22 protein-coding genes are annotated in these 24,808 nt (G+C 64.6%); 16 read left to right on the top strand and 6 right to left on the bottom strand.

Translation table 11 applies throughout. From position 1 onward, the window contains the following. Window positions 1-207: 207 nt before the first annotated feature. Both BFD71_RS01230 and BFD71_RS01225 read left to right on the top strand, forming a co-directional pair. Window positions 208-543, top strand: a complete 336-nt coding sequence (locus BFD71_RS01230) for a response regulator (RefSeq protein WP_069261462.1) — start codon at window positions 208-210, stop codon at window positions 541-543. A 174-nt stretch (window positions 544-717) separates the two neighbouring features. Further along, the gene (locus tag BFD71_RS01225) at window positions 718-2,454 is read left to right on the top strand and encodes an ATP-binding protein (protein WP_069261461.1); all 1,737 of its coding nucleotides are present in this window, start codon (window positions 718-720) and stop codon (window positions 2,452-2,454) included. Window positions 2,455-2,461: 7 nt separating this feature from the next. Here BFD71_RS01225 and BFD71_RS01220 read toward each other — a convergent pair whose 3' ends face one another. Continuing rightward, window positions 2,462-3,706: a DUF1479 domain-containing protein gene (locus BFD71_RS01220; protein WP_069261460.1), complete on the bottom strand. Its 1,245-nt coding sequence runs from the start codon at window positions 3,704-3,706 to the stop codon at window positions 2,462-2,464. Between the two features lie 99 nt (window positions 3,707-3,805). On the opposite strand from BFD71_RS01220, the gene BFD71_RS01215 reads away from it, so the two are divergent. The 6 genes from BFD71_RS01215 (at window position 3,806) to BFD71_RS01190 (ending at window position 10,011) form a co-directional block, all read left to right on the top strand. After that, the gene (locus BFD71_RS01215) at window positions 3,806-4,777 is read left to right on the top strand and encodes a helix-turn-helix domain-containing protein (RefSeq protein WP_069261459.1); all 972 of its coding nucleotides are present in this window, start codon (window positions 3,806-3,808) and stop codon (window positions 4,775-4,777) included. A gap of 204 nt (window positions 4,778-4,981) precedes the next feature. Next, complete coding sequence (locus tag BFD71_RS01210; protein ID WP_069261458.1) at window positions 4,982-6,226, top strand: branched-chain amino acid ABC transporter substrate-binding protein; 1,245 nt, start codon at window positions 4,982-4,984, stop codon at window positions 6,224-6,226. 40 nt (window positions 6,227-6,266) lie between these two features. Continuing rightward, window positions 6,267-7,214: a branched-chain amino acid ABC transporter permease gene (locus tag BFD71_RS01205; RefSeq protein ID WP_069261457.1), complete on the top strand. Its 948-nt coding sequence runs from the start codon at window positions 6,267-6,269 to the stop codon at window positions 7,212-7,214. Window positions 7,215-7,253: 39 nt separating this feature from the next. Then, window positions 7,254-8,528 carry a branched-chain amino acid ABC transporter permease gene (locus tag BFD71_RS01200; protein ID WP_069261851.1) on the top strand — a complete coding sequence of 425 codons (1,275 nt, stop codon included), beginning with the start codon at window positions 7,254-7,256 and terminating at the stop codon, window positions 8,526-8,528. Next, window positions 8,525-9,292, top strand: coding sequence for an ABC transporter ATP-binding protein (locus tag BFD71_RS01195; RefSeq protein WP_069261456.1), 768 nt, complete (start codon window positions 8,525-8,527; stop codon window positions 9,290-9,292). The genes BFD71_RS01200 and BFD71_RS01195 overlap by 4 nt, the downstream gene beginning before the upstream one ends. Then, window positions 9,292-10,011 (top strand): ABC transporter ATP-binding protein, encoded by a 720-nt coding sequence (locus BFD71_RS01190; RefSeq protein ID WP_069261455.1) that lies wholly within the window; start codon window positions 9,292-9,294, stop codon window positions 10,009-10,011. Before BFD71_RS01195 ends, BFD71_RS01190 begins: the two co-directional genes overlap by 1 nt. Before the next feature lie 39 nt (window positions 10,012-10,050). On the opposite strand, the gene BFD71_RS01185 is transcribed toward BFD71_RS01190, so the two are convergent. Beyond that, window positions 10,051-11,238: a DUF2235 domain-containing protein gene (locus BFD71_RS01185; protein WP_069261454.1), complete on the bottom strand. Its 1,188-nt coding sequence runs from the start codon at window positions 11,236-11,238 to the stop codon at window positions 10,051-10,053. Window positions 11,239-11,831: 593 nt separating this feature from the next. Here BFD71_RS01185 and BFD71_RS01180 point away from each other — a divergent pair. After that, entirely contained in the window at window positions 11,832-13,031 is a 1,200-nt protein-coding gene (locus tag BFD71_RS01180) for a M14 family metallopeptidase (protein ID WP_069261453.1), read from the top strand. An 88-nt stretch (window positions 13,032-13,119) separates the two neighbouring features. Here the strand turns inward: BFD71_RS01180 and BFD71_RS01175 are convergent, their stop codons facing one another. Further along, window positions 13,120-14,520, bottom strand: a complete 1,401-nt coding sequence (locus BFD71_RS01175; RefSeq protein WP_069261452.1) for a GntP family permease — start codon at window positions 14,518-14,520, stop codon at window positions 13,120-13,122. Between the two features lie 193 nt (window positions 14,521-14,713). On the opposite strand from BFD71_RS01175, the gene BFD71_RS01170 reads away from it, so the two are divergent. Beyond that, complete coding sequence (locus BFD71_RS01170) at window positions 14,714-15,334, top strand: BON domain-containing protein (protein WP_069261451.1); 621 nt, start codon at window positions 14,714-14,716, stop codon at window positions 15,332-15,334. Window positions 15,335-15,483: 149 nt separating this feature from the next. Continuing rightward, on the top strand, window positions 15,484-15,705 hold the full coding sequence (locus BFD71_RS01165; RefSeq protein WP_368604959.1) for a hypothetical protein: 222 nt from the start codon (window positions 15,484-15,486) through the stop codon (window positions 15,703-15,705). 16 nt (window positions 15,706-15,721) lie between these two features. Here BFD71_RS01165 and BFD71_RS01160 read toward each other — a convergent pair whose 3' ends face one another. After that, window positions 15,722-16,972: a helix-turn-helix domain-containing protein gene (locus BFD71_RS01160; RefSeq protein ID WP_141710537.1), complete on the bottom strand. Its 1,251-nt coding sequence runs from the start codon at window positions 16,970-16,972 to the stop codon at window positions 15,722-15,724. Window positions 16,973-17,356: 384 nt separating this feature from the next. On the opposite strand from BFD71_RS01160, the gene BFD71_RS01155 reads away from it, so the two are divergent. The 4 genes from BFD71_RS01155 (at window position 17,357) to BFD71_RS01140 (ending at window position 22,749) form a co-directional block, all read left to right on the top strand. Then, window positions 17,357-17,584 carry a hypothetical protein gene (locus tag BFD71_RS01155; RefSeq protein ID WP_069261448.1) on the top strand — a complete coding sequence of 76 codons (228 nt, stop codon included), beginning with the start codon at window positions 17,357-17,359 and terminating at the stop codon, window positions 17,582-17,584. 105 nt (window positions 17,585-17,689) lie between these two features. Next, the gene (locus BFD71_RS01150) at window positions 17,690-17,983 is read left to right on the top strand and encodes an H-NS histone family protein (protein ID WP_069261447.1); all 294 of its coding nucleotides are present in this window, start codon (window positions 17,690-17,692) and stop codon (window positions 17,981-17,983) included. 563 nt (window positions 17,984-18,546) lie between these two features. Next, a complete protein-coding gene (locus BFD71_RS01145; RefSeq protein WP_069261446.1) occupies window positions 18,547-20,148 on the top strand; it encodes a peptide chain release factor 3 in 1,602 nt (533 codons plus the stop codon). A gap of 237 nt (window positions 20,149-20,385) precedes the next feature. Beyond that, window positions 20,386-22,749 (top strand): bifunctional acetate--CoA ligase family protein/GNAT family N-acetyltransferase, encoded by a 2,364-nt coding sequence (locus BFD71_RS01140; RefSeq protein ID WP_069261445.1) that lies wholly within the window; start codon window positions 20,386-20,388, stop codon window positions 22,747-22,749. Between the two features lie 18 nt (window positions 22,750-22,767). Here the strand turns inward: BFD71_RS01140 and BFD71_RS01135 are convergent, their stop codons facing one another. Together BFD71_RS01135 and BFD71_RS01130 are read right to left on the bottom strand one after the other, a co-directional pair. Next, window positions 22,768-23,313: a hypothetical protein gene (locus BFD71_RS01135; protein ID WP_069261444.1), complete on the bottom strand. Its 546-nt coding sequence runs from the start codon at window positions 23,311-23,313 to the stop codon at window positions 22,768-22,770. A 122-nt stretch (window positions 23,314-23,435) separates the two neighbouring features. Then, on the bottom strand, window positions 23,436-24,269 hold the full coding sequence (locus tag BFD71_RS01130) for an IclR family transcriptional regulator (protein WP_256094445.1): 834 nt from the start codon (window positions 24,267-24,269) through the stop codon (window positions 23,436-23,438). A gap of 202 nt (window positions 24,270-24,471) precedes the next feature. Between BFD71_RS01130 and BFD71_RS01125 the strand changes: the two genes are divergently transcribed. Then, window positions 24,472-24,801 (top strand): UxaA family hydrolase, encoded by a 330-nt coding sequence (locus tag BFD71_RS01125; protein WP_069261443.1) that lies wholly within the window; start codon window positions 24,472-24,474, stop codon window positions 24,799-24,801. Window positions 24,802-24,808 lie beyond the last annotated feature (7 nt).

Genomic DNA, 24,808 nt, shown 5'->3' with positions numbered 1-24,808 from the left:
GCGTTGTCGCGGAGCAAAGCACATTGTTCAGTACAACGAGGAAATTCGCGTGATGGAGCATGCGGGACTCCGACCCTGGCGTGAGATGGCGCGGGCGCTTGTCATAGGCGGAATCCGGGTACACTCGAAGGCGAACCGCGCTGCGGGTTCCGCCTGTGTCGCGCTCACTCTCCTGCCATTTTTTTGTGCCCGATGCCAAAACGAATCTTGCTGGTCGATGACAACCGCGACGTCGCAGATGCGCTCGCGGCGCTCGTCGAGTTCGAAGGTCATCAAGCCCGATGCGCCGCCGATGGACAAGAGGCCCTGCTCGTTGCCGGGTCGTTCCTTCCCGAGCTCGCTCTCGTGGACTGGAAGCTTCCCGACATGAGCGGCGGCGAACTGGTGGGGCAGCTTCGGCTCAACCCCGCTCTGTCACATACCCGGTACGTTCTGCTATCGGGACACGTCGACCCGGATATCACGGCCAGGGCGGCGGCAGCCGGTTTCGAAAAATGTCTGACGAAACCGGTGCGGCTCGAAGACTTGCTGGCCTGCCTGTGACGCCGCTCTGACCGACTGCCGCTTTGGCGCCGGCTACCCTTTGTGGCGGTCCAGGCTCCCGTCGGGAGCCGGAACAATAATTGCGCGCAGCGTCTGACTCGTGCGCAGCCTCGAATTTCCACGAGCCTCGCAGTTCCGATCTCCACCAGCGTCTCCTGGGAGCCGAGTCGCGTCATGAACAAGGAAGTTCCACCGCCGATCGCGCGCCCCTCGAACCGCTGGCCGGGCGAAATGGCCGAGCGCATCGCCGCATTCGACTGGAGCGACACGGCGCTCGGCCCTCGCGAAACGTGGTCGGCGAGCCTCGTCGCCGCGATCAATATGCTCCTCGCCTCGCCTTCTCCGCTCGTCATGCTTTGGGGACACGAAGGCACGATGGTCTATAACGACGCCTACGCGGTTTTCGCGGGCAGCCGGCATCCGTTCCTGCTCGGCAAACCGGTCGAAACCGGCTGGCCAGAGGTGGCGGCGTTCAACCGCAATGTCGTCGATACGTGCCTCGCCGGCGGAACGCTGGCCTTCCAGGACAAGCAGCTCGTGCTGTATCGCGAGGGGCACGCCGAAGACGTCTGGATGGACCTGAGCTACAGCCCGGTTTTCGAAGATGACGAGCGGCCGGCCGGCGTCATTGCCATCGTGTTCGAAACGACCGCGAAAATCCTGGCGGAGAGGCAGCGCAAGGTGGCCGAAGACGCGCTGCTGCAACTGACCCAGACACTCGAGCAGCGCGTCGCCGAGGAAGTGGGGGCGCGCGTGGCAATGGAGGAGCGGCTGCGTCAGGCGCAAAAGCTGGAGGCGATCGGCAGTCTCACGGGCGGCGTGGCGCACGACTTCAACAACGTCCTGCAGGTCATCTCCGCCAATCTGCAGCTCATCGAGCTTTCGACGCGCGGCAACGCCGCGCTCGAGCGGCGCGTGGCGGCGGTCAGCAACGCAGTGTCGCGCGGCGCGAAACTCGGCGCGCAACTGCTGGCCTTTGCACGCAGACAACCGCTCGCGCCGGCCGTTCTGAATCCCGTCCGGCTGGTCGAAGGCATCGCCGAGATGCTTCACCGTACGTTGCCGGAGACGATCGAACTCGCCATCGTGCCTGCGCAGGAAAGCTGGAATATCTGCGCCGACCGAAGCCAGCTGGAAAGTGCGCTGTTGAATCTGGTCATCAACTCGCGCGATGCGATCGACGGACCCGGACGCATCTGCGTTTGTCTCGCGAACATCGATGCGGGCAACGACGAACTGGCGCTGCGCGATGGCGTCCCGGCGGGCGAATATGTACGCCTGCAAGTCTCCGACTCGGGAAGCGGTATGCCCGACCACGTGAAAGCGCGCGTGTTCGAGCCGTTCTTCACCACGAAGGCCGAGGGCCAGGGAACGGGACTGGGCTTGAGCATGGTGCACGGATTCGTGGCGCAGAGTTCCGGCCACGTCTTCATCGAAAGCGAAGAAGGCCAGGGCACGACCGTCAACCTCTATTTCCCGCGAAGCCTGGAAGCGGAATACGACGCTTACAAGCCGACCGTTGCGAGACAGGAGCGAGGCGGCGAGACGATTCTCGTCGTCGAAGACGATGCCGACGTTCGCATTGCCGCGATCGAAATGCTGGCCCAGCTCGGCTACAAGGTGGTCTCCGCGCAAGACGGCGAAAGCGCGCTCAAGCTGATCCAGAGCGGCCAGCGCTTCGACCTGCTGTTCACGGATGTCGTGACGCCGGGCACGGTGCGAAGCAGCGAATTAGCTCGTATCGCGAGCGGGCCGCCGTATTACGCCGAAGTCCTGTTTGCCTCCGGCTATACGCGCGACGTGATTTTCCACGACGGCAAGCTCGACGAAGGTGTCGCGCTCATCAGCAAGCCCTATCGATACGACGAGCTTGCCGTTGCGGTACGCAATGCGCTGAACAAGACCGATTGACCCATGGTCAGGGCTTCAGCCCGATCTGCGCGCGTCCGAGCGGCGTCAGGTCTGCCACCGTTGCACGCCCGACGAAATCGACTTCGAAGTGATCCGTCGGGAAATCCGGCGGGCTCTTGCCTTCGAGGAAGTTCGGTAGCTGCCGCGCGAGATACGCGTCGTTCTTGGCGCAGGACGGCGCCGAAGCGATGTACATCACGTTGCTGTAGCCCTTGCCGCGGTGCGCGTCCTCCACGGCATGAATCACGTCGCTATGCCAGAACACGGTGTCGCCCGGTTGCATCAAGGGAATCGAAGAAAGCGCGTGGAAAAGCGGCGCATGATACTCCGGCTTGATCGAGAGCGCACGGCCCGGCATCGCGCCGCACAGGTCGTCGTCGGGGATGTCGTCCTGCAGGGCGCGCAGCAGGATGTAGACCATCGCGTTCGCGATGGGCACGAGTTGCAGCGTGCCGTCGCCGGGCCCCTGCTGCGTGAGCGCCGTCCAGCCCTGAAACGTACGGAACATCGAACAAACAGCGGGTGACGGAATCTCCTCGACCGCGGTGCGCCACGCCGCATCGAACGCGTCATAGTCGCGCCAGTTTCCGGTGAACACGTGGCGGTAGACCTTGCGGAAGTTCGCTTCGATCCAGCGCTCGACTGAGCCGCCGTCGCAGTGCGCGGAAAGTCCCAGCGACCCGGAGCCGGGCGGCCGGCGGCGCAGCCGGTCTGCATAAACCGGCACGTGATCCGGGTCGAAATGCACGCGGCCTTCGCTCTCGGTACGCCACAGCCGGTTCAGGAACACGCGCGCCTGCGTGAGTTCCGGCGACTGGCGCGCCAGCACTTGCGGCTTCGACCAGTAGACGCCGTAGATCTGCGGCTTGCTCGAGGCCAACTGGCCGAAGTATTTGTCTTCGGCGCGATGCAGCAGCTTGCGGTCGAGATCGTTGCGCGCGACGTAGTCGGCAATGTCGTTGTCCCACCGCTCCACGAGCGAGCGGTCGAAGACCTTGCGAATGACGCACGCGCCGCGCGCTTTCACGTGCGCGATCTGCTCCGCGCTCACGCGGTTGCCGGCGATGTCCGCGAACGCGATTTCGGGGATGACCGGCTCACCCCGATCGCGAAGCTGGGCGATGCGATGCGCCTCTTCGTGCATGGCCGATTCTACCTCCGCGAACACGGCCTGATAGTTGGGCAGCTTTTCCCGCAGTTCCTGCTTGGCCTGGCGGATAGCCGCGGGCAGGTCGTCGATATGCAAAGCCATGTCGTTGTCTCCACCCTGGTGATTTCGAATGATGGGAGCGTACGCCGGCGCAGCCTTGGCCGGTGATATTATCAAGTCAATGTTTTTGTAGATTCGGCCATGAAAGCAGCGTACGAGCACGTCGACTTTGGTAGCCGCTGTTCGGTGCGGGTTTACCACCGGCGCTTGCCGCGCATTCCATTCGAGTGGCATCACCACCCGGAATACGAACTCACGCTGACGATGAACAGCCAGGGCAAGCGCTATATCGGCGACTCGGTCACCGTTTATGGCGCCGACGATCTCGTCCTGGTCCCGCCGGACATGCCGCACACCTGGTCGTCCAATCGCTCGATCGACCCGGCGGACTCGCAGGTTGCCATCGTCATCTGGTTCGAAGGCGGCTGGGTGCAGCGCCTCGCCGACGTTTGCCCGGAATACGCGAACCTGCGCAACCTGCTGCGCCGCGCGGCCTGCGGACTGGTCTTCGAAGAAGGCGCCGGCGCGCAGATGCGCGGCTATCTGGACCGTCTTTTGTCTGCGGACCCGCGCGGGCGTCTGGCTGCTGTGCTGGAGATCCTCGTCTGGCTGACCGACGTGCCTGCCACCCAGCTGGCGACGCCCAGCGCGTTCGAAGGCCGCGTTGGCGCGTCGTCGGGCTACGAGCCCGAGCAGCTGAACCGGGTGCTTGCGCTGATCGAAACGCAGTTCGCGCAACCCTTGCGGCTGTCGACGCTCGCCAAAGCCGCGGGTCTCTCTGAACGCACGCTGACGAGGCATTTCGTGCAGCACACGGGCGAAAGCGTGGGGCAGTACATCGCGCGGGTGCGAATCGGCCATGCCTGCCGGCTGTTGACCGACACGCAGATGCCCATCTCGGTGATCGCCACCCGCTCGGGGTTTCCCAACGCCGCGAATTTCAACCGGCAGTTCAAGGCCACGAAAGCGTTGACGCCCGTGGCCTATCGACAGCAATTCAAGGGCGCAAAGCTCGACGACGATCATGCTGCGCCGGCGCTGACCGAGCGCTCGCCTTCTCTCGAGCCTGCGCGGCGGATGGCGGGCGGCAAGCCCCGGTTGCGCCGGGCCTGAGGTCCCGAACGCGCGCTTGGGCGATCGCCAACGGACCCAGGCTAACCGCAAGCCAGTCGCAATGACTCGCTATGCCGGCTCGCGTCAGCGATTTCCCTGGAGTGCTGTCATTAGCGTCTGGAATGTGGTGATATAGCGAAAAATCGCACGGTCGGACAGAAAATTCACGCTCGATAAGCAATGCCCAAACAAAGGAGACAGTCCATGAGGATGTTGCGCTCGTTGCTGGTTGGTGCGGTGGTATCGTCGGCGTTGTTAGCGGGGGCCGCGCAAGCGCAAACGGTCAAGATTGCCTTCATCGATCCGCTGTCAGGCTTGATGGCGTCGCTCGGAACGAATCAGCTGCATAGCTGGCAATACACGGCCGAATACGCCAACGAGCACAACTGGGCAAACGGCACGAAGTTCGAGGTGCTCGGATTCGACAACAAGCTCTCGCCGCAGGAGAGCCTGACCCTGCTCAACCAGGCCGCCGACCAGGGCATCCGCTATATCGTGCAGGGCAACGGCTCGTCGGTGGGCCTCGCGCTGGAGGATGCGGTCGCCAAGTACAACTCGCGCAATCCGGGCAAGGAAATCGTCTACCTGAACTACGCGGCGGTGGACCCGGCCATGACCAACGCGAAGTGCGACTATTGGCACTTCCGCTTCGACGCCAACGCCGACATGAAGATGGATGCGCTCACCACGTTCCTCGCGCGCGACAAGGACATCAAGAAGGTCTACCTCATCGATCAGGACTACTCGTTTGGCCACGACGTCTCGCGCGTGGCGCGCGAGGACCTGAAGAGCAAGCGCCCGGATATCGTGATCGTCGGCGATGATTTTCATCCGCTCGCGCGCGTGAAGGACTTCTCGCCTTACGCTACCAAGATCAAGGCGTCCGGCGCGGACACGGTGATCACGGGCAACTGGGGCAGCGACCTCGCATTGCTCGTGAAGGCGAGCAAGGACGCGGGCGTGACGGCCAACTTCTACACCTACTACGCGGGCACGACCGGCGTGCCGACCGCCATGGGCGCGTCCGGCGCCGACCACGTGAAGTACGTGGGCGTGTTCGGCCCGAACACGGCGAACAATCCGCCGGTGGTTGGGCAGATCATCGAGGGCTACAAGAAGAAGTACAACGACGACTATTACCTGGCGACGGCCTATGCCGGAATCGAAATGCTGAGCAAGGCGATCAACGCGACAAAGTCGACCGATCCCGTCAAGGTGGCCAAGGCCATGGAGGGCATGACGGTCGACGGCATGAACGGTCCGGTCGCGATGCGCGCCGCCGATCACCAGGCGCAGCAATCGCTCGTGATCGCGACATGGACCAAGGCGGACGGCAAAACGGTAAAGTACGACCAGGAGAACACCGGCTATGGCTGGCGCACCGACGTCCAGCTTGGGCCGACCGCGGCAACGCAGCCGACCACTTGCCAGATGAAGCGCCCGGGCTGAACGTGCTCTCGCTACGACACTTCACAAGGATCATCGGGCAGTGGAATTCCTGACCATCTCTCTGTTGAACGGCATCGGCTACGGGCTGCTGCTGTTCATGCTTTCCTCGGGCCTCACCTTGATCTTCAGCATGATGGGCGTGCTCAATTTCGCGCACGCCAGCTTTTACATGCTCGGGGCCTACTTCGCCTACACCATTGCCAGCAAGATCGGTTTCTGGCCCGCGCTCGTGGCGGCGCCGGTGCTCGTGGCGTGTGTCGGCGCGCTCGTCGAGCGTTTCGGCTTGCGCACCGTGCACAAGTACGGGCACGTGGCGGAATTGCTGTTCACCTTCGGCCTGTCGTATCTGATCGTGGAGGGCGTCAAGCTGGTCTGGGGGCTGGCCGCGGTGCCGTACGCCATTCCGCCTGAACTGAACGGGGCGCTGTTCAAGGTGTACACGTCGGAGTTTCCGAAGTATCGCGCCTTCATGATGCTCATCTCGATCGCCATGCTCGTGGCGCTGTATCTGGTACTGACGCGCACGCGCATCGGCCTCGTCATTCAGGCGTCGCTCACGCACCCGGAAATGGTCGAGGCGCTCGGGCACAACGTGCAGCGCGTGTTCATGCTGGTGTTCGGCGGCGGCGCCGCGCTGGCGGGCCTCGCCGGCGTGATCGGCGGCAACGCGTTCGTCACGTCGCCTTCGATGGCCGAGTCGGTCGGCACCATCGTATTCGTGATCGCCGTGGTGGGTGGCATGGGCTCGCTGCCGGGCGCGTTCATCGCCTCGCTGCTGATCGGCATCATGCAGACCTTCGCCGTCACGATCGATGCCTCGCTCTCCGATCTGTTCTCACTCGTCGGCGTGACGGTCACGGACAGCACGACGCTCTCGTCGCTGTTGCGCATGCCGGTCTCGCAGGTCGCGCCGATTCTGCCTTATCTGCTCATGGTGCTCATGATGATCCTGCGACCGCGCGGGTTGCTCGGCAAGCGGGAGGGCTGACCGATGAAACCGCTCATTGAGGCCAGCGCCGGTTCGGCCATGCAACGCCACGGATGGCTGCAGTCCGCGCATTCGCTGCGCTGGATCATCTGGGGCGCCACGGTGCTCATCATGCTGGTGCTGCCGCTCGTGTTTTCCAGCGGCTTTGCGATCGCATTGCTCTCGCAGATGGGCATCATGATCATCTTCGCGCTCTCGTACAACATGCTGCTCGGGCAGACCGGCATGCTCTCGTTCGGGCACGCGGTGTACTCCGGGCTCGGCGCATTCGTGGCGGCGCATGTGCTCAACCAGATCGGCGCGAACCATTTCCCGTTGCCCGTTTCGATGTTGCCGCTGGTCGGCGGACTCGGCGGCATGCTGTTCGGCGTGCTGTTCGGCTACGTGACCACGCGCAAGTCGGGCACCACCTTCGCGATGATCACGCTCGGCATCGGCGAAATGGTGGCGGCGAGTTCGCTCATGTTTCCCGGCTTCTTCGGCGGCGAAGGCGGGGTGCCGACCAATCGCACGGTTGGCCATGCGGTGCTCGGCATCACGTACGGCCCGGCGATCCAGGTGTACTACCTGATCGCGGTGTGGTGTCTCGTGTCGATGATCGCCATGTACGCATGGACGCAGACCCCGCTCGGCCGCATCGCCAACGCCGTGCGCGACAATCCCGAGCGTGCGGAATTCGTCGGCTACAACACGCAGCGCGTACGTTTTTTCGTGATGGTCCTCTCGGCGTTCTTCGCCGGCATTGCGGGCGGCCTCTCGGTGATCGACTTCGAAATCGTGACGGCGGAGAATGTCGGCGCCGCACAGTCCGGCGGCGTGCTGCTCGCGACGTTCATCGGCGGCGGGGCGTTCTTCTTCGGGCCGATCATCGGTTCGATCCTGTTCGTGCTGTTCGCGGTCGCGTTATCCAATCTCACGCCGGCATGGTTGCTGTACCTCGGCCTTTTCTTCGTGCTGGTGGTCATGTACGTGCCGGGCGGCGTGTCGAGCCTGCTGATGAAGCAGGTCCCTCTCATTGCGGCTCGCAAGCTGCATCGCATGCTGCCGTCCTATGCGGCGGCGCTGGGCGCCGGGATGATTCTGCTTGCGGCGCTCGTGCTGACGGTCGAACTCGTCTACAAGGTGCAGATCGATAGCGACAACGGCACGGCCATGGCGTTCTTCGGCCTGAACTTCGATGCGGCGTCGTGGAAGCCCTGGGCTGTCGCCGCGGTGCTGTGGGCCGTGGGCGCACAGGCGGGACGCCTCGCGGGCGCGCGGGTGCGCGACGCGTGGGACGGCGTGCAACGGGAAATCGCGGGGAGCAACGTATGACGGCCGCACTGGAATTGCGTGACGTGCGCAAGAATTTCGGGCGCACCGAGATCATTCGCGGCGTCGACCTGAGTATCGCGCAGGGCGAGCGTCATGCGCTGATCGGTCCCAACGGCGCGGGCAAGTCGACCACGTTCAACCTGATTTCGGGGCGCATGGCGCCGAGTTCAGGCACGGTCAAACTCAACGGCGTCGAGATCGGCGGGCTGCCGCCGTACAAGATCAACCGCATGGGGCTCTCGCGCAGCTTTCAGGTGACGAACATTTTTCATCGCCTTTCGGTGTTCGAGAATGTGCGCTGCTCCGTGTTGTGGTCGCTCGGCTACCGGTATTCGTTCTGGCATCGGCTCGAGCAATTGCGCGACGCGCGCAAGCGCGCCGAAGAAGTGCTCGAACTGATCGGCCTGCAGGGCCGCCACGACACGCTTGCCGGACTGCTGACCTACGCCGAGCAGCGCGCCCTCGAAATCGGCATCACGATCGCGGGCGGCGCCGAAGTCATCCTGCTCGACGAACCCACGGCGGGCATGAGCCGCTCGGAGTCGGATCATGCGGTGGAGCTGATTCGCCGGGTCACCGTCGGCAAGACGCTGGTGATGGTCGAGCACGACATGAGCGTCGTCTTCGGCCTCGCCGACCGCATCTCGGTGCTCGTGTACGGCGAGGTGATCGCCACGGACACGCCACAAGCCATCCGTAACAACCGCCGCGTGAAGGAAGCCTATCTGGGCACCACGCTGGACGAACCCGCAGGTGCACATTGATGGCGACCGCGAATTCCATGCTTCAGGTGCGCGACCTGCATGCGTACTACGGCAAGAGCCATATCCTGCACGGCGTCGAGATGCAGGTGGGCGAGGGCGAGATCGTCGCCTTGCTCGGACGCAACGGCGTGGGCCGCTCGACGCTCGCCAAAGCCATCATGGGGCTCGTGCGGTGCGAGGGGCAGATTCTGCTGCGCGGCGAGGAAGTGCGCGGACTGCGCACCTTCGAGGTTGCGCACCGGGGCATCGGCTACGTGCCGGAGAACCGCGATATCTTCCCGACGCTCACCGTGCGGCAGAACCTGATGCTCGGCGAAAAGCGCATCCGTTCGCGCCAGAAGCCGCGCTGGCAGTTCGACGACATGTACCGGATGTTCCCGCGCCTGAAGGAGCGCGAGGACACGCCAGCGGGCTTGCTGTCCGGCGGCGAGCAGCAGATGCTGACGCTGTGCCGCACGCTCATGGGCGACCCCGACCTCATCATCATCGACGAGCCGACCGAAGGGCTCGCGCCACTCGTCGTCGCGCAGGTGGGCGAGTACCTGAAGACGCTGAAGGCGCGCGGCATTTCGGTGCTGCTCGTCGAGCAGAAGCAGGCCATCGCGCTCGATATCTCGCAGCGCGTGTACGTCATGGGGCACGGCCAGATCGTGTTCGAGGGGACGCCGCAGCAGTTAAAGGCCGATGTGCGCGTTCGCCAGGAATGGCTCGAAGTGTAGGGCGCGCTGCGAGCGTTCGGTCTGCGGAAGACATTGCGCTTAGCGTGCGGGCAAGTTACCCGGTGAGTAGTTGGGCTGCTGGCCGTTGGCCCCAAAAAGATCTTCGGGTTGACCGTTCATCCGCTGCCGTATGTTGTCGTTGACGACCATGCCTGCCGGGAACGCCCGCGGTCCCACTCCGGCGGCCAGCCAGGCACGGTCCTCTACCCATTCGCGGTGTCGCGGCCCCAAGGGGTTGGACTGGACGGCAACGGGCGGATGAAGGGCGAACTTCAATCCGACGTCAGTGTGCTGCAACCTGTCGACGATCCAGACTAGCGGGCCGTCGGAGAGGCCGTGATCGGGGTAGCCGCCGCCGACATCGCAATGACCGCCGGGAAAGAGCGCTTGCGTCACGTTCGGGTTGGGATTCCACAAGGTCGGTTCGAACGGTCTGCGTTGCTCGTCGAGCGAAACCGCGTGCACGCCGAGGCCAATGTCCGGGTTCAGCGTCAGATCGCAGAACCGGAACAGATCGATGGCGGAACCCTCGTAGTAGATGGGAATGCCGAGTGAACCGACCGTATCCCAAACCGCCACGGCGGTGACTTTTGCGTTCACGAACGAGTTGGCATCCAAAGGCTTCGGGTTGGAGAAGGCGCGATGGATCGTCAAGAACTCCGTCAGGCCGTCTGCGATTTTCTGGAACGTCGTTTCGTGGCCGTGTCTCCATCGATACCACGCTGCCACCGCGGTGTCGTAACGTTTCTGATCGTCGATCGCGGCGAGATCCGGCCGAAGCAGACCCTGTCCCGCAATCAGTCCCGCAAGGGCTCGCGCGGTGTACGCGCCGCGGCTGAAACCGACGATCACGATGCTGTCGCCGGGCTCGAAATTGCGCGAAATATACGTATAGCCGCGCGCGATTCGAGCGACGACGCCGACCCCGAAAGCGCCGCCAGCGACTTTATCGAGCAGTTGCTGGGAATTTCCGACCCCGTGAATGTATTTCGCGATCTGTACGGGTGTGCCGTTGGCGTCTGCAAGGGCCTTTTCCATCTCGAGGCCACCCCAGTTGCTTCCTTCGGGCAGCAGGTTTCCATCGAGCCACGCGAAAAGCTTGCATACATTGGTCAGTCCCGGCTGGCACCCTGCCGCGGCGTCAGGCGCGGCACCGTCGCCTTTTCCTGCCGGATCTTCGGGGCCGTTCCACGTGCCGTCCGCGCAAAAGACTATCGTTTTGGACATCGCCGGCTCCTCACACGCAATTCAGTCGCTATCCACGGAATATTTGTTCGCTATCCTGATTATTGTCCCGGTGCGTTAACTCAGCCGATGCGGCATCGCGTGCGATGCGCGTGCCGAACATCAGGTCTACAAATATAGCTTCTGCGTTCCGGATTGCGAGGTCAGGAATGTACGAAGGCGCACGTACGACAGGGGCGGCCGTGCTGAAGTGGGCCGCAGGGGCCCCGGCGGGTCAGCTGAACTGCTCTGAAGGGGGGCTTTCGCATGGGGGAAGCAAGCTTTCGCGCTTCGGGGGAGAATGCATGTCGACGCGCCCTCGCAGACGTGCGAAAGGCGGGAGCGCGGTTTTGGCGGCGAGCTTCGAAAGGCTGAGCAGGAGGCCTGTTCGAAGTCACTAGCCGGAAACGAATGCAGACGTTAGCAGATGTTCTGAACTGACCGACAGTCGCCGTACTCGGCGGCGGCACGAGTCCCCACAGAGTGCCTAGGCGGCCGCCAGCGTAGCCGGCATTGTCGCAATGCCATTCGCGGTAACCGGTAATCCGTGAGGCGCCGTTGACTGATCTCTCCCACTACGTCAGGACCTCGCCATCATGCAAGACGAATCGGAAGATGTTGTCGCTCGTCGCGACTTCATGAAGAAGGCCGTTGCGCTGGTCGGCGCAACATCCGCATTGGTCTCGCAAAGCGAGGCCGCAAATGCCCAAGGCGCCAATGCGCCGACCGCCGGGGGCCCGCAAGGGACCGGGACGGTTTATACCGGCGATGTGATCCAGGCAAAGAAGGTCATCAGCGCGCTCGACGTCGGCGACCTAGAGCGCGGCAAGACACACAAGTTCTACTTTCAGGGCGTGCAAATGCCGACGGGGCAGAACTGGTATGTGTCGGTGATCGTTGTCCACGGTGCGAAGCCGGGCAAGCGCGTCGCGCTGATCAGCGGGGTGCATGGCGATGAAATGAGCCCCGTGCATACCATCCACAGCGTGATAAGCCAGCTCGACCCCGCGCAGATGTCAGGCACCGTGCTGGCGGTGCTCGACGTATCGCGCCCCGCGCTCGAGGCCATGGAGCGCAGATGGCCCAATTCCGCACTTGGAATCGGCCTCATCGACATCAACCGCGAATGGCCGGGCAACGAGAATGGCGGCAGCGCGCCGAGCCGGCATGCGGGACTGCTGTTCAACCGGCTGTTGAGGCCGAACACCGACTACGCACTCGATTTTCATACGGCCACCACCGGCATGGATTTGACGTCCTTCAATCTGGCCAGAATGGAATTGCCGGAGGCGCGAGCCATGGCGGAGCTTTTTCCGATCAAGCAGATCTTCGACAACCCCGCCTATCCCACGCTGCTTGCCAATGCATTCATCAACGTGGGGATTCCCGCAATCACGCCCGAGATCGGTTCCGCGCGCGTTTTCGATTTCGACATGATTCCGTCGTTCGTCGAAGGCACGATGAACGTGCTCAAGCGCTACAACATCGTATCGGGTCCGATGGGGCGCACTGGGCGAGACGTCGGGACCTTCGTCGGCAACAGCGGCCACTCAGTCATGTCGACGCACGGTGGATTCGTCGAACTGCTGGTCAAAGTCAATGACAAGGTCAACGCGGGCCAGAAAGTGGCAATCCAGCGCAATACCTTTGGCGAAGTGGTCGCGGAGTATACGACCGAAGTCACGGGCGAGGTGACGGGACGACGAACCGACGCCACGGCAGAGCCCAGAATTCCTCTCGTGATGATTCTTTATCAGAGCGCGGCAAAGGAGATTCCGGAGGACTTTTCTGAATGAAATCGGGTCGGGCAGGGCGGCACGGGTTTGCCGCCCTTGTTTCGGATGATATGGACACGCTGCAACTTGAGTTTCCGGAGAAAGAAATTCAAACAATCCCCGTCGCATAGTACACGGCGATCACGAAGAAGACCGCCAACGTCTTGATCACCGTCACCGCAAAAATGTCCCGATACGACTCGCGGTGCGTGAGCCCCGTAACCGCGAGCAGCGTGATGACCGCGCCATTGTGCGGCAGCGTGTCCATGCCGCCGCTCGCCATGGCCACCACGCGGTGCAGCACTTCCATCGGAATATGCGCTGCCTGTGCGTTTTTGATGAAGAGATCCGACATGGCCGCGAGCGCGATGCTCATGCCGCCCGATGCCGACCCCGTGATACCCGCGAGCGCGCTCACCGAAACGGCGGCGTTCACGAGCGGGTTCGGAATGCTCTTGAGCGCATCGCTCACGACGATGAACCCGGGCAGCGCCGCAATCACACCGCCGAAGCCGTATTCCGAGGCGGTATTCATCGAAGCCAGCAGCGCCCCGGCCACGGCCGCCTTCGTGCCGTTCGCGAAGCGGTCTTTCACGCGGCCGAACGCCGTGACGATCACGAGCACGATACCCGCGAGCAACGCGCCCTGAACCGCCCAGATCGCCACGACCTGCTTGACGGTGGCCGTGACCGGCGTATGAATGCCGGGCAGCACTTCGGGCGGCACGGTCACGGTGTCGCCGTACCAGACGGGAATCCAGTGCGTGAGCAGGAAGTTCGCCACGCCCACCAGCACGAGCGGCGCGACGGCGAGCAGCGGGTTGGGCAGGTGCTCGGTTTTCACGTGTTCCGGCTCGTTCACGAGCGAGGTGCCGTAGCCTTCGCCTTTCGACATCGCGCTGCGGCGGCGCCATTCGAGGTAAGAGAGGCCCACCACGATGATGAAGAGCGAACCGGTCACGCCGAGCGCAGGCGCGGCCCACGAGGTGGTCTTGAAGAACGTGGTGGGAATGATGTTCTGGATCTGCGGCGTGCCGGGCAGCGAATCCATCGTGAACGAAAAGGCGCCGAGCGCGATGGCGCCCGGCATGAGGCGCTTCGGAATATCGCTCTGGCGATAGAGTTCGGCTGCGAACGGGTAGACGGCGAACACCACTACGAAGAGCGAAACGCCGCCGTAAGTGAGCAGCGCGCACACCGCGACGATTACGGCGTTGGCGCGCGAACTGCCGATATAACGGATGGCGGCGTGCACGATCGCTTCGGAAAATCCCGATAGTTCGATCACCTTGCCAAATACCGCGCCGAGCAGGAACACAGGAAAGTAGAGCTTCACGAAGCCCACCATCTTTTCCATGAAGATGCCCGAGAAGACGGGTGCAACAGCGGCGGGTTCGGTGAGGAGGACCGCGGCGAGCGCGGCGATGGGCGCGAAGAGAATCACGCTGTAGCCGCGGTACGCGGCAAGCATGAGGAACGCGAGGGCGGCGAGAACGATAACAAACGACATGGAGTCTCCTGCGGATCGATCGCGTTGCGCGATTCAGCTTGCTGCGTGTGTGATGGCTTTCGCTGCGTCCTTTCGTGCGGCGAGGCCGTGGTGCGTCGCAGCGATTGTAACGAAAGGATTTATCTCGTTATTGCGAGCGTGGCCGCTCGGTCCTATCGTTGCGCAGAAGAGCGAGCCGCAGAGGTGCCAGTCAATGAGTGCAATCGGTAATGGCGGGCCAGGTGCGTGGCGCGTGCGGGCGGTGCAGACAGCGCGGCTTGCGGCGGCGCTTGTTTGCGTGGGCGCTTTTGCGGGCATTTGGGCGGGCGCAGCGTTCGCACAATCGCAAGCCGGCGCTTCCGCGCCCGGCTCAAAGGCCGAGAACACGACGAACGCGCCGGATACCCAGCGCAAGAACTGGTACAACGACCCGTTCTTCGCGCTGTCGAACGCGATCAGCGCCTGTCCGCAGCCGCTCGGCCCGCGGATGACGAAAGCCGAAGCCGACGACGACGCCCACTATCGCGTGGAGCGCGGCACGACCTGCTGGCTCGCGCACAAGTGCTCGAAGCCGAACTCGTATCTTTACGATGCGGACATTGCAGCGGCGATTCGCCAGCAACTGCAAGGCGATGCCCTGTTTGCGGGCACGAGCATCTGGATCACGGTGCAGCGCCGTTTCGTCTACGCGGAGGGCTGCGCGGGCCCGGGCTTCGACAGCGCGGCGCTCGAGCGCAGGCTCGCCGCGATTCCCGACGTCGAGCAGGTCTTCGTGCGCGTGAGTTCGGACCCGCAGGGCGCGCTGCCGTACAAGACGCTCTCGACCGCGCCCTGAGCGCTTGCACGCGGCGATGCATCGCACATGGCTCGCGGCGTGGCACAATCGCAACGTCGAAAAACTAGAAGCCCGTTGGGGTGCTCCAAATGACTCGTCCTGGTTCGTCGTTGTTCCGTTTGCACAGATTGCCGTTCGCGGCGTGTGCGTTGACCTTGATCGCAGGGCTGGCTGCGTGCAGCAGCGGCCCGCCGCTGTTCCTGTCGGACGGCCGTCCGACGATCCAGGTGCAATGCCCGGCGTCGGGCGATCGCGATTCCTGCGCGCAGCAGGCGCGTGCCCGTTGCGCCGGCGCAGGCTACGACACCGTCGCGACCTCGACCGACAACGGCAACTACACGCTCGTGTTCGCCTGCCGCAAGGCCCAATAAGCCTCTCGCGCCCCGCTCAGCCCTCGGCGGCGGCGCTCGGTCCGCGCGCCGGCAGGTTCAGCAAAAGGCGCAGCAGGTCGGGCTGGCGGCGCGTCGCCGTCTTCTGAAAGATCGATTGCAATTGTTTGCGCACGGTGTCGTGCTTCACGCCGACGTGCGCGGCGATTTCCTTTTGCGTGAGACCTTCCGCAAGCAGCAGCGCGATACGGCATTCGGCCGGCGAGAGATCGAAGGCCGTCGCGAGCACCTGCTCGTCGACCAGCGGCGCGGAGCGCGGGTGATAGAAGGTCAGCGCCGCGAAAGCGCGCAATTCCGGGGCCGAGGCGTCGTCGGCCGTCACCACGTTGTAGAACGCGTAGAGCACCTCCTGCTGGCTCGCCGAGGCCTGCGCGCGGCCCCGCCCATCATGGGTTTGGCCGTGCGGGTCCGTTGCGGCCGCAGCATCGGGCGCATCCGGCGCGAGCGTGCCGTCGGCGGCCCCTACGATACGCAGCGCGCGAAAGCGCGCCGCCGCAGCCCGCGCGCCGCTCATGCGGTTGCGCAGGCGCGCCTCGCTCACGGCGATGTCCTCGAGCAGGCGCGCGTGATAGGGCGCCGCGAGCGTGATGCGCCGACCGCGCACCCGCACGAGCGAGGTCGCCTTCAGGAGCCGCTGTGCGGCCTCGTTGCTATGGAGCACCTCGCCCAGCGCGCTCACGAGCATGGCTGGCGGACGTGAGCGGTTTGCAAGCGTGTCGGCGTTCAAGGCAAAGCGGCGCAGGTACAGGCGCACCGCGCGCACGAGGTGCGGCGTGAGCCGCTCGAGCAGTTCGCGGTGCTCGCCCGGAAGCGGCCCGGCCTGGGCGTCCACGCGGCACGCGAGCATAACGGCGAGCCCGTTCTGTTCGATCAGCTTGCACAGCGCCGCGTAGCGATGGCCTGCCTCGAGCGGGCAGAGCTCGAACCCGGCTGAGCAGTCGCCGTCCGCGCAGTCGAGCTCGATGCCGCAATGGAGCCACTTGCCCGGCGGGTAAGCGCGCAGCCATGCCAGGCGCACATCGTCGCGGTACAGCGGCCGGATGCGCTCCAGCGGTTCCGCGCCGGTGAGTGCGAAACCGTCGCTCCAGGAAAATAGATCGCGCTGCCGGTCAAAGGCATACAGATGAACTGACGCCACCCCAGTCGCTTCGCGCAATTGCGCGCAAAAATCCTTCCAGGCGCAAGGATTATCGAGTGTGTCGTAAATAAGGTGCAGCAGGCGATCGTATTGTGATTCGTTTGTTTTCACGCCATTCTCGTTGTTCGTATTGTGAAAGACCGATGGCAGCAAAATGCGCTCCGCATAGCGTTCCACAATTGAGGAATATACAGGCGCAATAGCCCCCGTTAATCTGCCTTTCGATATGGATGCGGATACAACCGCGAGCGTGGACGAGCTGCCTCTGGAATTCCGTGCGGTATCCAACGGATAGCCGGTCGCGCTGGCTTTATTCTGGTCTGACAGTACGAACAAAAGCAGTCAATCCGCTGCGGCGTGCATTTAGCACGGTCTGCCGGCGCGATTACCAAACCGACCGATTATCCGCAGCGTGCGGAAAAGCGGCGATGCGACGAAAGTGAGTGCGCGCTATTTGTGCGCGCTCGATAAAACTTGTCATTACCGGGGGCAGCGATGAATCATCACCAACTCGAAAAGGACATTGAGCATCTCGAACATATCATCGGGCGGCTCTCGGGGCGCGACCGTATTCCGCTCTCTTATTGGCGCGGCCGGCTCGAGTCGGTTTCCGGCGAGAACCTCGTGCCTTCGCAGGTGCAGCGCGTGAAGCGGCTCAACGAAGCGCTGCGCGCGCTCGAAAGCCGTCTGTCGCACGAATCGCTTGGGCAACGCGAACGGTAACGCCAACGTTTGCGATAGCGTTGTAAAAATGCGCGCCTGCATCGTCGCACGGGCTCCAAACCGGTCACAATGGCACTCTCTTGACCGAACTGGAGATGCGTTTTCATGCCGAGCTACAAGCAACTGACCGCCCAGCTGGAGAAGCTTCACAAGGAAGTGGCTGCGGCGCGTGAAAAGGAAATTGACCAGGCGATCGCCGAGATCAAGGAAAAAATCGCGGAGTACGACATCACCGCGGAAGAACTGGGCTTCACGAGCCGACGTGCAGGCCCCGCGCGCAAGAAGGCGCTGCCGGCCCGCTACATGAACCCGAAAACCGGCGAGACCTGGAGCGGCCGTGGCCGCGCGCCGGGCTGGCTGGCGGGCAAGAACCGCGAACGCTTCCTCATCAAGGAATAACGGGCCAATTCCTGCCAGGCCGTTGCACCAGGGGTGCGCAGCACCCGCCGTGACGGCCGCACCGTATTGAGTCCCGAAAAAGCTCACCTCAGGTCCCGCGCGGCGCGCAGCGGCATGCCGCAACGAGCGGGACCAGGACGCTCACGCAGCGCTTGCATGTCTGTGGCGAAAGGAAATTCTCGTGAAAACGGGGGCGTCTCGCGAGCGCGGCGGGTGCACGAAGCTGTCGACGGTGCGCTCGCATCGAGGTCCTGTAAAAGCTCACCTTTGCCAACGCGGCGCGAACCAGCGCGTCCAACCCGTTCGAACCCCATCAAACCTTTAGTCGGCGGGGCGAATGCCGTGTATCATTCGGTCCCGGCGCCTTTTCGCTTTTTTGCGCGGGCATCCGCGGGACATTCCCGATCGCTCGTGCTATTTGCCGTGCGTCGCAGGCAGCGCACTGCTCGCCGCACGCGCCGTAAGCGTTGCTTGAAAACGCGCCCGCAAGCGCCGCCGCGCTCGCCGCAACCCCCGCCGCGCGGCCCGGTTGCCCGAATTCATCTGTGATACCCGCCCTATCCATGTCAGTAGCCGAACTCAGACGCCGCCGCACGTTCGCGGTCATTTCTCACCCGGACGCGGGCAAGACCACGCTCACCGAAAAGCTGCTGCTGTTTTCGGGCGCGATCCAGATCGCGGGCACCGTGAAAGGCAAGAAGAGCGGCCGCTTCGCGACCTCCGACTGGATGGAGATCGAAAAGCAGCGTGGCATCTCGGTCGCCAGTTCGGTCATGCAGTTCGAGTACGGCGACGCGGTCATCAATCTGCTCGACACGCCGGGCCACGAGGACTTCTCGGAAGACACGTACCGCGTGCTCACGGCGGTCGACGCCGCCGTGATGGTGATCGACGGCGCGAACGGCGTGGAAGCGCAAACGCTCAAGCTGCTCGAAGTCTGCCGCAGCCGCAAGACGCCCATTCTCACGTTCATCAACAAGCTCGACCGCGAAGTGCGCGAGCCGCTCGACCTGCTCGACGAAATCGAGCAGCACCTGGGCGTGGCCGCCGTGCCGTTCACCTGGCCCATCGGCATGGGCAAGGAGTTCCAGGGCGTGTACGACATCCAGCGCGACCAGGTACGCGTGTTCCGCGCGGGTCAGGAGTCGCTGGGCGGCGCGGTGGAAACGCTGCAGCACATCAGCGACGCCGATGGCGAAGCGCGCTTCGGCTATCACTGGAAGCGCACCAAGGAAGAAGTCGAGCTGATCACGGGCGCGACGCCCACCTTCGATCGCGACGCCTTCCTCGCGGGCGAGCAGTCGCCGGTGCTGTTCGGCTCGGCGATCAACAACTTCGGCGTGAAGGAAATTCTCGACGCGCTGGTCGATCTCGCGCCGCCGCCGTCGCCGCGGATGGCCGTGCAGCGACCGGTCTCGCCAGAAGAGCCGAAGTTCACGGGCGTCGTGTTCAAGGTGCAGGCCAACATGGACCTCGCGCACCGCGACCGCGTGGCGTTCATCCGCGTGTGTTCGGGCCATTTCGAGCGCGGCATGCAGCTGAAGGTCACGCGCAACAACAAGACCTTCCGCGCGAACAACGTGGTGAGCTTCCTGTCGCAGCGCCGCGAGACCGTGGCCGAGGCGTACCCTGGCGACATCATCGGTATTCCTAACCACGGCACGCTGAGCCTCGGCGACACGCTCACCGAAGGCGAAGACCTGCAATTCACGGGTCTGCCGTTCTTCGCGCCGGAAATCTTCCAGACCATCGAAGTGGTCGATCCGATGCGCGCGAAGCAACTGGGCGAAGCGCTCAAGCAGCTTGGCGAAGAGGGCGCGATCCAGGTGTTCCGCCCGATCCACGGCGGCGCGACGATCCTGGGCGCGGTCGGCCAGCTGCAGTTCGAAGTGGTGTCGCACCGCCTCGCGGCCGAGTACAAGGTTGCCGTGCGCCTGATGCCCGCGCGCTATCGCCTCTCGCGCTGGGTGACCTGCGACGATCCCGCCGAGCTGCGCCGCTTCACCGATTCGTACGAGGCCCGCATGGCCTACGACGCGTCGAACGCGCCGACCTATCTCGCCTCGCACGTCTCCGAAATCGAGGTCGCGCAAAAGGCCTGGCCGAAGATCGTGTTCAACGAGCTGCGCGAGCATTCGGGCGCGCCGTTCCGCAAGTCGATGTAACACACACGGCGCGCTCGCGCCGCGTTCACAAACCAGGCAAAGTCCTTCTCGCGCATCGTGGTGCCACACGCCCAGGGCGGCGTGCGGCGCCATGCCGCCGCGTCTGCGCTCGTAGGCGCCGGGCGAAATACGCGCAGCGCCTGCGCGCTTGCCCTATCCTCTTCTCGTAACGGTAAAAGACGACAAACCGGCGTTCGCCTCTATGGCAAGCGCCTGTCCGACCGACGAGGAGTGCCTGTGACCGTACGCAATCTCGATGCAGTGTTCCAGCCGAAATCCGTGGCCGTGATCGGCGCTTCGCAGCGCCCCGGCAGCATCGGCAGCATGGTATGGCGGCGGCTGATCGAAGGCGGCTTCACGAGCCCGCTGTGGGCCGTCAATCCGCGCCATGCGGGCGACTTCGAAGCCTTCGACGGCCGGCCCGTGCTCGCCGACGCAAGCGACCTGCCCGAGGCGCCCGGCGTCGCGATCATCTGCACGCGGCCCGCCACGTGGCCCGCGCTCGTGCATCGCTTGGGCGGCATGGGCACGCGCGCGGCGATCATCGTCGGCGAGGCGAGCGACGAGGCCGACCAGGCCGACCTGCGCCACGCACTGGCGGCGGCGCGCCCGCATCTGCTGCGCATCGTCGGCCCCGGCAGTCTCGGCGCGCTCACGCCCGCGCTCAACGCGCAGCTGGGCGCGGCAGCGTCGATTGCGCGCAAGGGCGGCGTGGCCTGGGTGTCGCAGTCCAACGCGCTCACCAACGCGGTGCTGCGCTGGGCCGCGCCGCGCGGCCTGGGCTTTTCGCACGTGATCGCGCTCGGCGACGAAGCCGACGTCGACGTGGGCGACGTGCTCGACTACCTCGCGAGCGACCCGAGCACGCGCGCGATCCTGCTCGAAGTAGACACGATCCGCGCGGCGCGCAAGTTCATGTCGGCGGCGCGCGCGGCGGCGCGCAACAAACCTGTGCTCGCGCTGAGAAGCGGCCGCGACGACAAGGGCGATGCGCTCTACACGGCGGCGTTCCGGCGCGCGGGTCTCGTGCGCGTCGACACGCTCGACGACCTGCTCGACGAAATCGAAACGCTCGGCGTGGGCCGCGTGGCCGCGAGCGACACGGCCACGCTCATCACGAGCGACCGCGGCGTGGCGACACTTGCGCGCGACGCCTTCATGAAAGCCGGCGACACGCTCGCCCGCTGGAACGACGAAGCGCTGGCGGCCGTCCAGGCCGCGCTGCCGCACGCGCAGGCCGGCAATCCGCTCGTGCTCGGCGACACCGCGAAGCCCGAGCACTTCGGCCTCGCGCTGCAAACGCTCGCCACGCACCGCTCGAGCGGCACGGCGTTCGTCGTGCACGCGCCCACCCACAGCGCGCCGGTGGACGCGGTGGCGCGCACGCTGATCGAGCAACAGCGTTTCGCGTATCGCGGCATGCTCGCGTGCTTCTTCGGCGGGGTGGACGAAACCACGCGCGACGAACTGCACGCGCACGGCATTCCGGTACACACCACGCCGCGGCGCCTCGCGCGCGCGTTTGCCCGTCTCGTCGATTACCGGCTGGGCCGCGAGCTCTTGATGCAGACGCCGGAGACCATGCCCGCGCAGGGCCCGGCCGCGATCGAGGCCGCGCAGGGCGAAGCGCGCGCGGCGCTGGCGGCCGGGCGCACGGAACTGAAAGGGGAGGAGGCGGGCAGACTGCTGGCCTTGTTCGGGCTTGTCACGCAGGCGCAGGACGAACCGGGTGTGAAGCCCGTGGTGGATGTGTCGGTCGAGTTTCGCGACGACGACAACTTCGGCCCGGTGTTCCGTTTCGCCGCGCCTTCGCCGGACGACTTTTCGCCGCCGCTGCGCGTGTACAGCCTGCCGCCACTGAACCCCGTGCTCTCGCGCGACATCGTCGCGCACTCGCCCTATGCGCGCTACGCGGCGCCCGAGCCGACGCTGGCCGCGCTCACCGAGCTATCGCAGTTCGTGTGCGAGGTGCGGGAAATCGTGGGCTTGCGTCTGACGCTGCGTGTGCTGCCCGAGGCGGTCGTGGTCGTCGCGCCCTGCCTGCAGCTCGCGGAAAAGCGCAGCCGCTTCGCGATCATGCCGTATCCGCGGCGGCTGGAAGAAACCATCGACTGGCACGGCGAGTGCCTCACGATCCGCCCGATCCGTCCCGAAGACGAGGAGATGCACCGCACGTTCGTCGAGTCGATGACACCCGACGACTTGCGCCTGCGCTTCTTCTCGGCGGTGCGCAGCTTCGATCACACGCAACTCGCACGCATGACGCAAATCGACTACGACCGCGAGATGGCGCTGATTGCGGTGGTGCATGGCGAGGACGGCCAGCCGCGCACGCTGGGCGTGGTGCGCGCCGTGGCCGATCCGGACAACGAGACCGCCGAGTTCGCGGTCGCGATTCTGTCGAATCTCAAGCGCGGGGGCCTTGGCCGCTTGCTGATGTCGCGCATCATCGAGTACGTGCGCTCGCGCGGCACGCACTGGCTGCTCGGCGAGGCGCTGCGCGAGAACGCGCCGATGATCGGCCTCGCGCGCGCCTGCGGCTTCACCGTCACGCCCACGGAAGACCCGGGGGTGGTCGGCTTTCGCATGCCGCTCGACTGAGCCGGCGCACCTCGCTGCTTAGGCGGCCAGCTTCGCGAGCGCGTCGTCGATCTGGCCGCGCGTGAGTGCGAGCTCTTCGAGCCAAGCCTCGCCGTACTGCGCGCCGGTTTCCTTCTCCAGCCGCGCGATGGTCGCAGCGCAGCGCGCGGCGTCCTTGGGCGTGGCGATGAACGCCTTCACTGACTGGCCGCCCTGGAACGCCTCGAACAGCGGCATGCGGATTTCGTCGGGCAGCGCGCGCGTGGTCCACTGATGCGTCTTGCCGTTGAAGGTGAGCGACGGCGGCAGCACGCGCTCCTTGCGCGTGGCCGGAATCAGGCCGAAATTGCGCGCGGCTTCGGCGATCTGCTCGGCCGTGAACAGCTCCTCGGGAGCGATCTCGAATTGCGCGATGGCGGTTTCGACGGTCTTCATCGCGTCGGCGCGGTCGTCGCGCTTTTTCTGCGCGCGCGCGACGATATCGCGCAACTCGTCGGCTTCGTCAGCCGAGATCGTGAAGCTCGCCTGTTTCTGCTGAAGCTCGGAAAAGCGCTGGAATTCTTGATCGGTCAGGAGTTTCGCCATGGGTTTCGAATGCGCGTGAGCCGCTTGCCCGCCGGTTTGCGGCAGCGCGCGCGGCGCACAGGTTTTTTTGAGAGGGCCGCCATTCTAACCGTTTTGCGTGGCCGGCTTGAGTCCACCGGGCGTCAGGCTGCGCCGTCCTCGCGGAACATCGACAAGGTCTGCACGGTCGCGCTCAGCATTTGCGTCGCCTCGTCGAGCGAGGGCGCGACATAGTCGTCGATGCGCTTGAGGAACGGGCAGGTGAGCGCCGCGATCGCCTGACCCGAAGGCCCGAGCACCGGAAACGTCACGTCGGTCACGCCGAAAATCTGCTGACTGTCCTTGCGCGAGAAGCCCGCCTCGCGCACCTGCTCGCACGCGGCTTCGAGCGCCGCGTGATCGATCGCCACCTCGCCCTTCACCTTCGTATGCTCCGCGAGCATGTGCGCGCGCTGCTCCGGCGTTTGCCAGGCGAGCAGCGTGCGGCCCGAACTCGTGTCGACGAGACCCACGCGCGAACCCAGCCGCACCGCGATGCCCCATGTGCCCGGCCCGTCCACCTGGGCGATCACGAGCAGGTTGCCGCGGTCGTAGACGGTGAGATGGCACGACTGTTCGGCTTCGTCGGCGAAGCGCTGCATGAGCGGCAGCGCTTCCGAGATCAGGCGCTCCATGGGCGGGTGACGATGCGCGAGCGCGAAGAGTTTCAGGCTCAGCGCATAGCGGTCGCCGCCTTCCGAACGGATAACGTATTGCCGCGCCACGAGCCGCTCCAGCATGCGGTAGATCTCGCTCGCGTTGCGTCCCAGCGCCTTCGTGATCTCGGCGCGCGTGAGGCCGGCGCGCTGCTCCGCAAGCAGTTCGAGGATGTCGAGTCCCTTGTCCAGCGCGGGCGCGCGATAGCGATCGGCGTCGTCTTTCTCGTCGGCTTCCTCGGGCACGTTGTCCATCTGACTCTTCTTCGTGTTCTTTTCCATTCGATCGTCCCCAGGGAAATCACGGACCCATGCTGCGCTGCACATCGCTTGACCTTGGGATGTGCGTATATGAATAATGCATTCACTGGTGAATAAAGGCCAGCGTCGTCAGGTTCGGAAAAGGCAGTTGCAACAGGTCGCGGGCGCGGCGGCATTTCGCTCGATGGCGACAAGGGCGCAGGATTAAACGCGGAGACGATCTGTGAACGGCAACGCACCCCATACCGACGCACGCCTGATTCTGCTCGCGCCCGAGGACAACTGCCTGATCGCGGCAGCGCGTCTGGCAGCGGGCGAAACGGTAGAGATAGAAGGCGAGCGTGTGACGCTCGCCAGGACGATCGAACTCGGTCACAAGGTGGCGCGCCGCGCGCTCGCACAAGACGAGAAGGTGCTGCGCTATGGCGCGCGCATCGGCCACGTAAGCGAGCCGGTGGCGCGCGGCGAGCATCTGCACACGCACAACCTGGAAAGCGATTACTTGCCGACCTACACGCACGACGCGGGGCACGAATTCGTGCCGCACAAGTAACGCCACC

Source organism: Paraburkholderia nodosa (genome assembly GCF_001718195.1).
In the GTDB taxonomy this organism is placed as follows: Bacteria; Pseudomonadota; Gammaproteobacteria; order Burkholderiales; family Burkholderiaceae; genus Paraburkholderia; species Paraburkholderia nodosa_A.
The sequence above is the reverse complement of the archived record's forward strand: the minus strand, read 5'-3'. Positions and strand labels throughout refer to the sequence as shown.

Coding starts and splice junctions, on each gene's coding strand:
- BFD71_RS01180 (WP_069261453.1), top strand. CDS start 11,832: ATGCAAGACGAATCGGAAGATGTTGTCGCTCGTCGCGACTTCATGAAG.
- BFD71_RS01175 (WP_069261452.1), bottom strand. CDS start 14,520: ATGTCGTTTGTTATCGTTCTCGCCGCCCTCGCGTTCCTCATGCTTGCC.
- BFD71_RS01220 (WP_069261460.1), bottom strand. CDS start 3,706: ATGGCTTTGCATATCGACGACCTGCCCGCGGCTATCCGCCAGGCCAAG.
- BFD71_RS01150 (WP_069261447.1), top strand. CDS start 17,690: ATGCCGAGCTACAAGCAACTGACCGCCCAGCTGGAGAAGCTTCACAAG.
- BFD71_RS01135 (WP_069261444.1), bottom strand. CDS start 23,313: ATGGCGAAACTCCTGACCGATCAAGAATTCCAGCGCTTTTCCGAGCTT.
- BFD71_RS01215 (WP_069261459.1), top strand. CDS start 3,806: ATGAAAGCAGCGTACGAGCACGTCGACTTTGGTAGCCGCTGTTCGGTG.
- BFD71_RS01145 (WP_069261446.1), top strand. CDS start 18,547: ATGTCAGTAGCCGAACTCAGACGCCGCCGCACGTTCGCGGTCATTTCT.
- BFD71_RS01225 (WP_069261461.1), top strand. CDS start 718: ATGAACAAGGAAGTTCCACCGCCGATCGCGCGCCCCTCGAACCGCTGG.
- BFD71_RS01190 (WP_069261455.1), top strand. CDS start 9,292: ATGGCGACCGCGAATTCCATGCTTCAGGTGCGCGACCTGCATGCGTAC.
- BFD71_RS01195 (WP_069261456.1), top strand. CDS start 8,525: ATGACGGCCGCACTGGAATTGCGTGACGTGCGCAAGAATTTCGGGCGC.
- BFD71_RS01200 (WP_069261851.1), top strand. CDS start 7,254: ATGCAACGCCACGGATGGCTGCAGTCCGCGCATTCGCTGCGCTGGATC.
- BFD71_RS01170 (WP_069261451.1), top strand. CDS start 14,714: ATGAGTGCAATCGGTAATGGCGGGCCAGGTGCGTGGCGCGTGCGGGCG.
- BFD71_RS01155 (WP_069261448.1), top strand. CDS start 17,357: ATGAATCATCACCAACTCGAAAAGGACATTGAGCATCTCGAACATATC.
- BFD71_RS01130 (WP_256094445.1), bottom strand. CDS start 24,269: ATGGAAAAGAACACGAAGAAGAGTCAGATGGACAACGTGCCCGAGGAA.
- BFD71_RS01210 (WP_069261458.1), top strand. CDS start 4,982: ATGAGGATGTTGCGCTCGTTGCTGGTTGGTGCGGTGGTATCGTCGGCG.
- BFD71_RS01185 (WP_069261454.1), bottom strand. CDS start 11,238: ATGTCCAAAACGATAGTCTTTTGCGCGGACGGCACGTGGAACGGCCCC.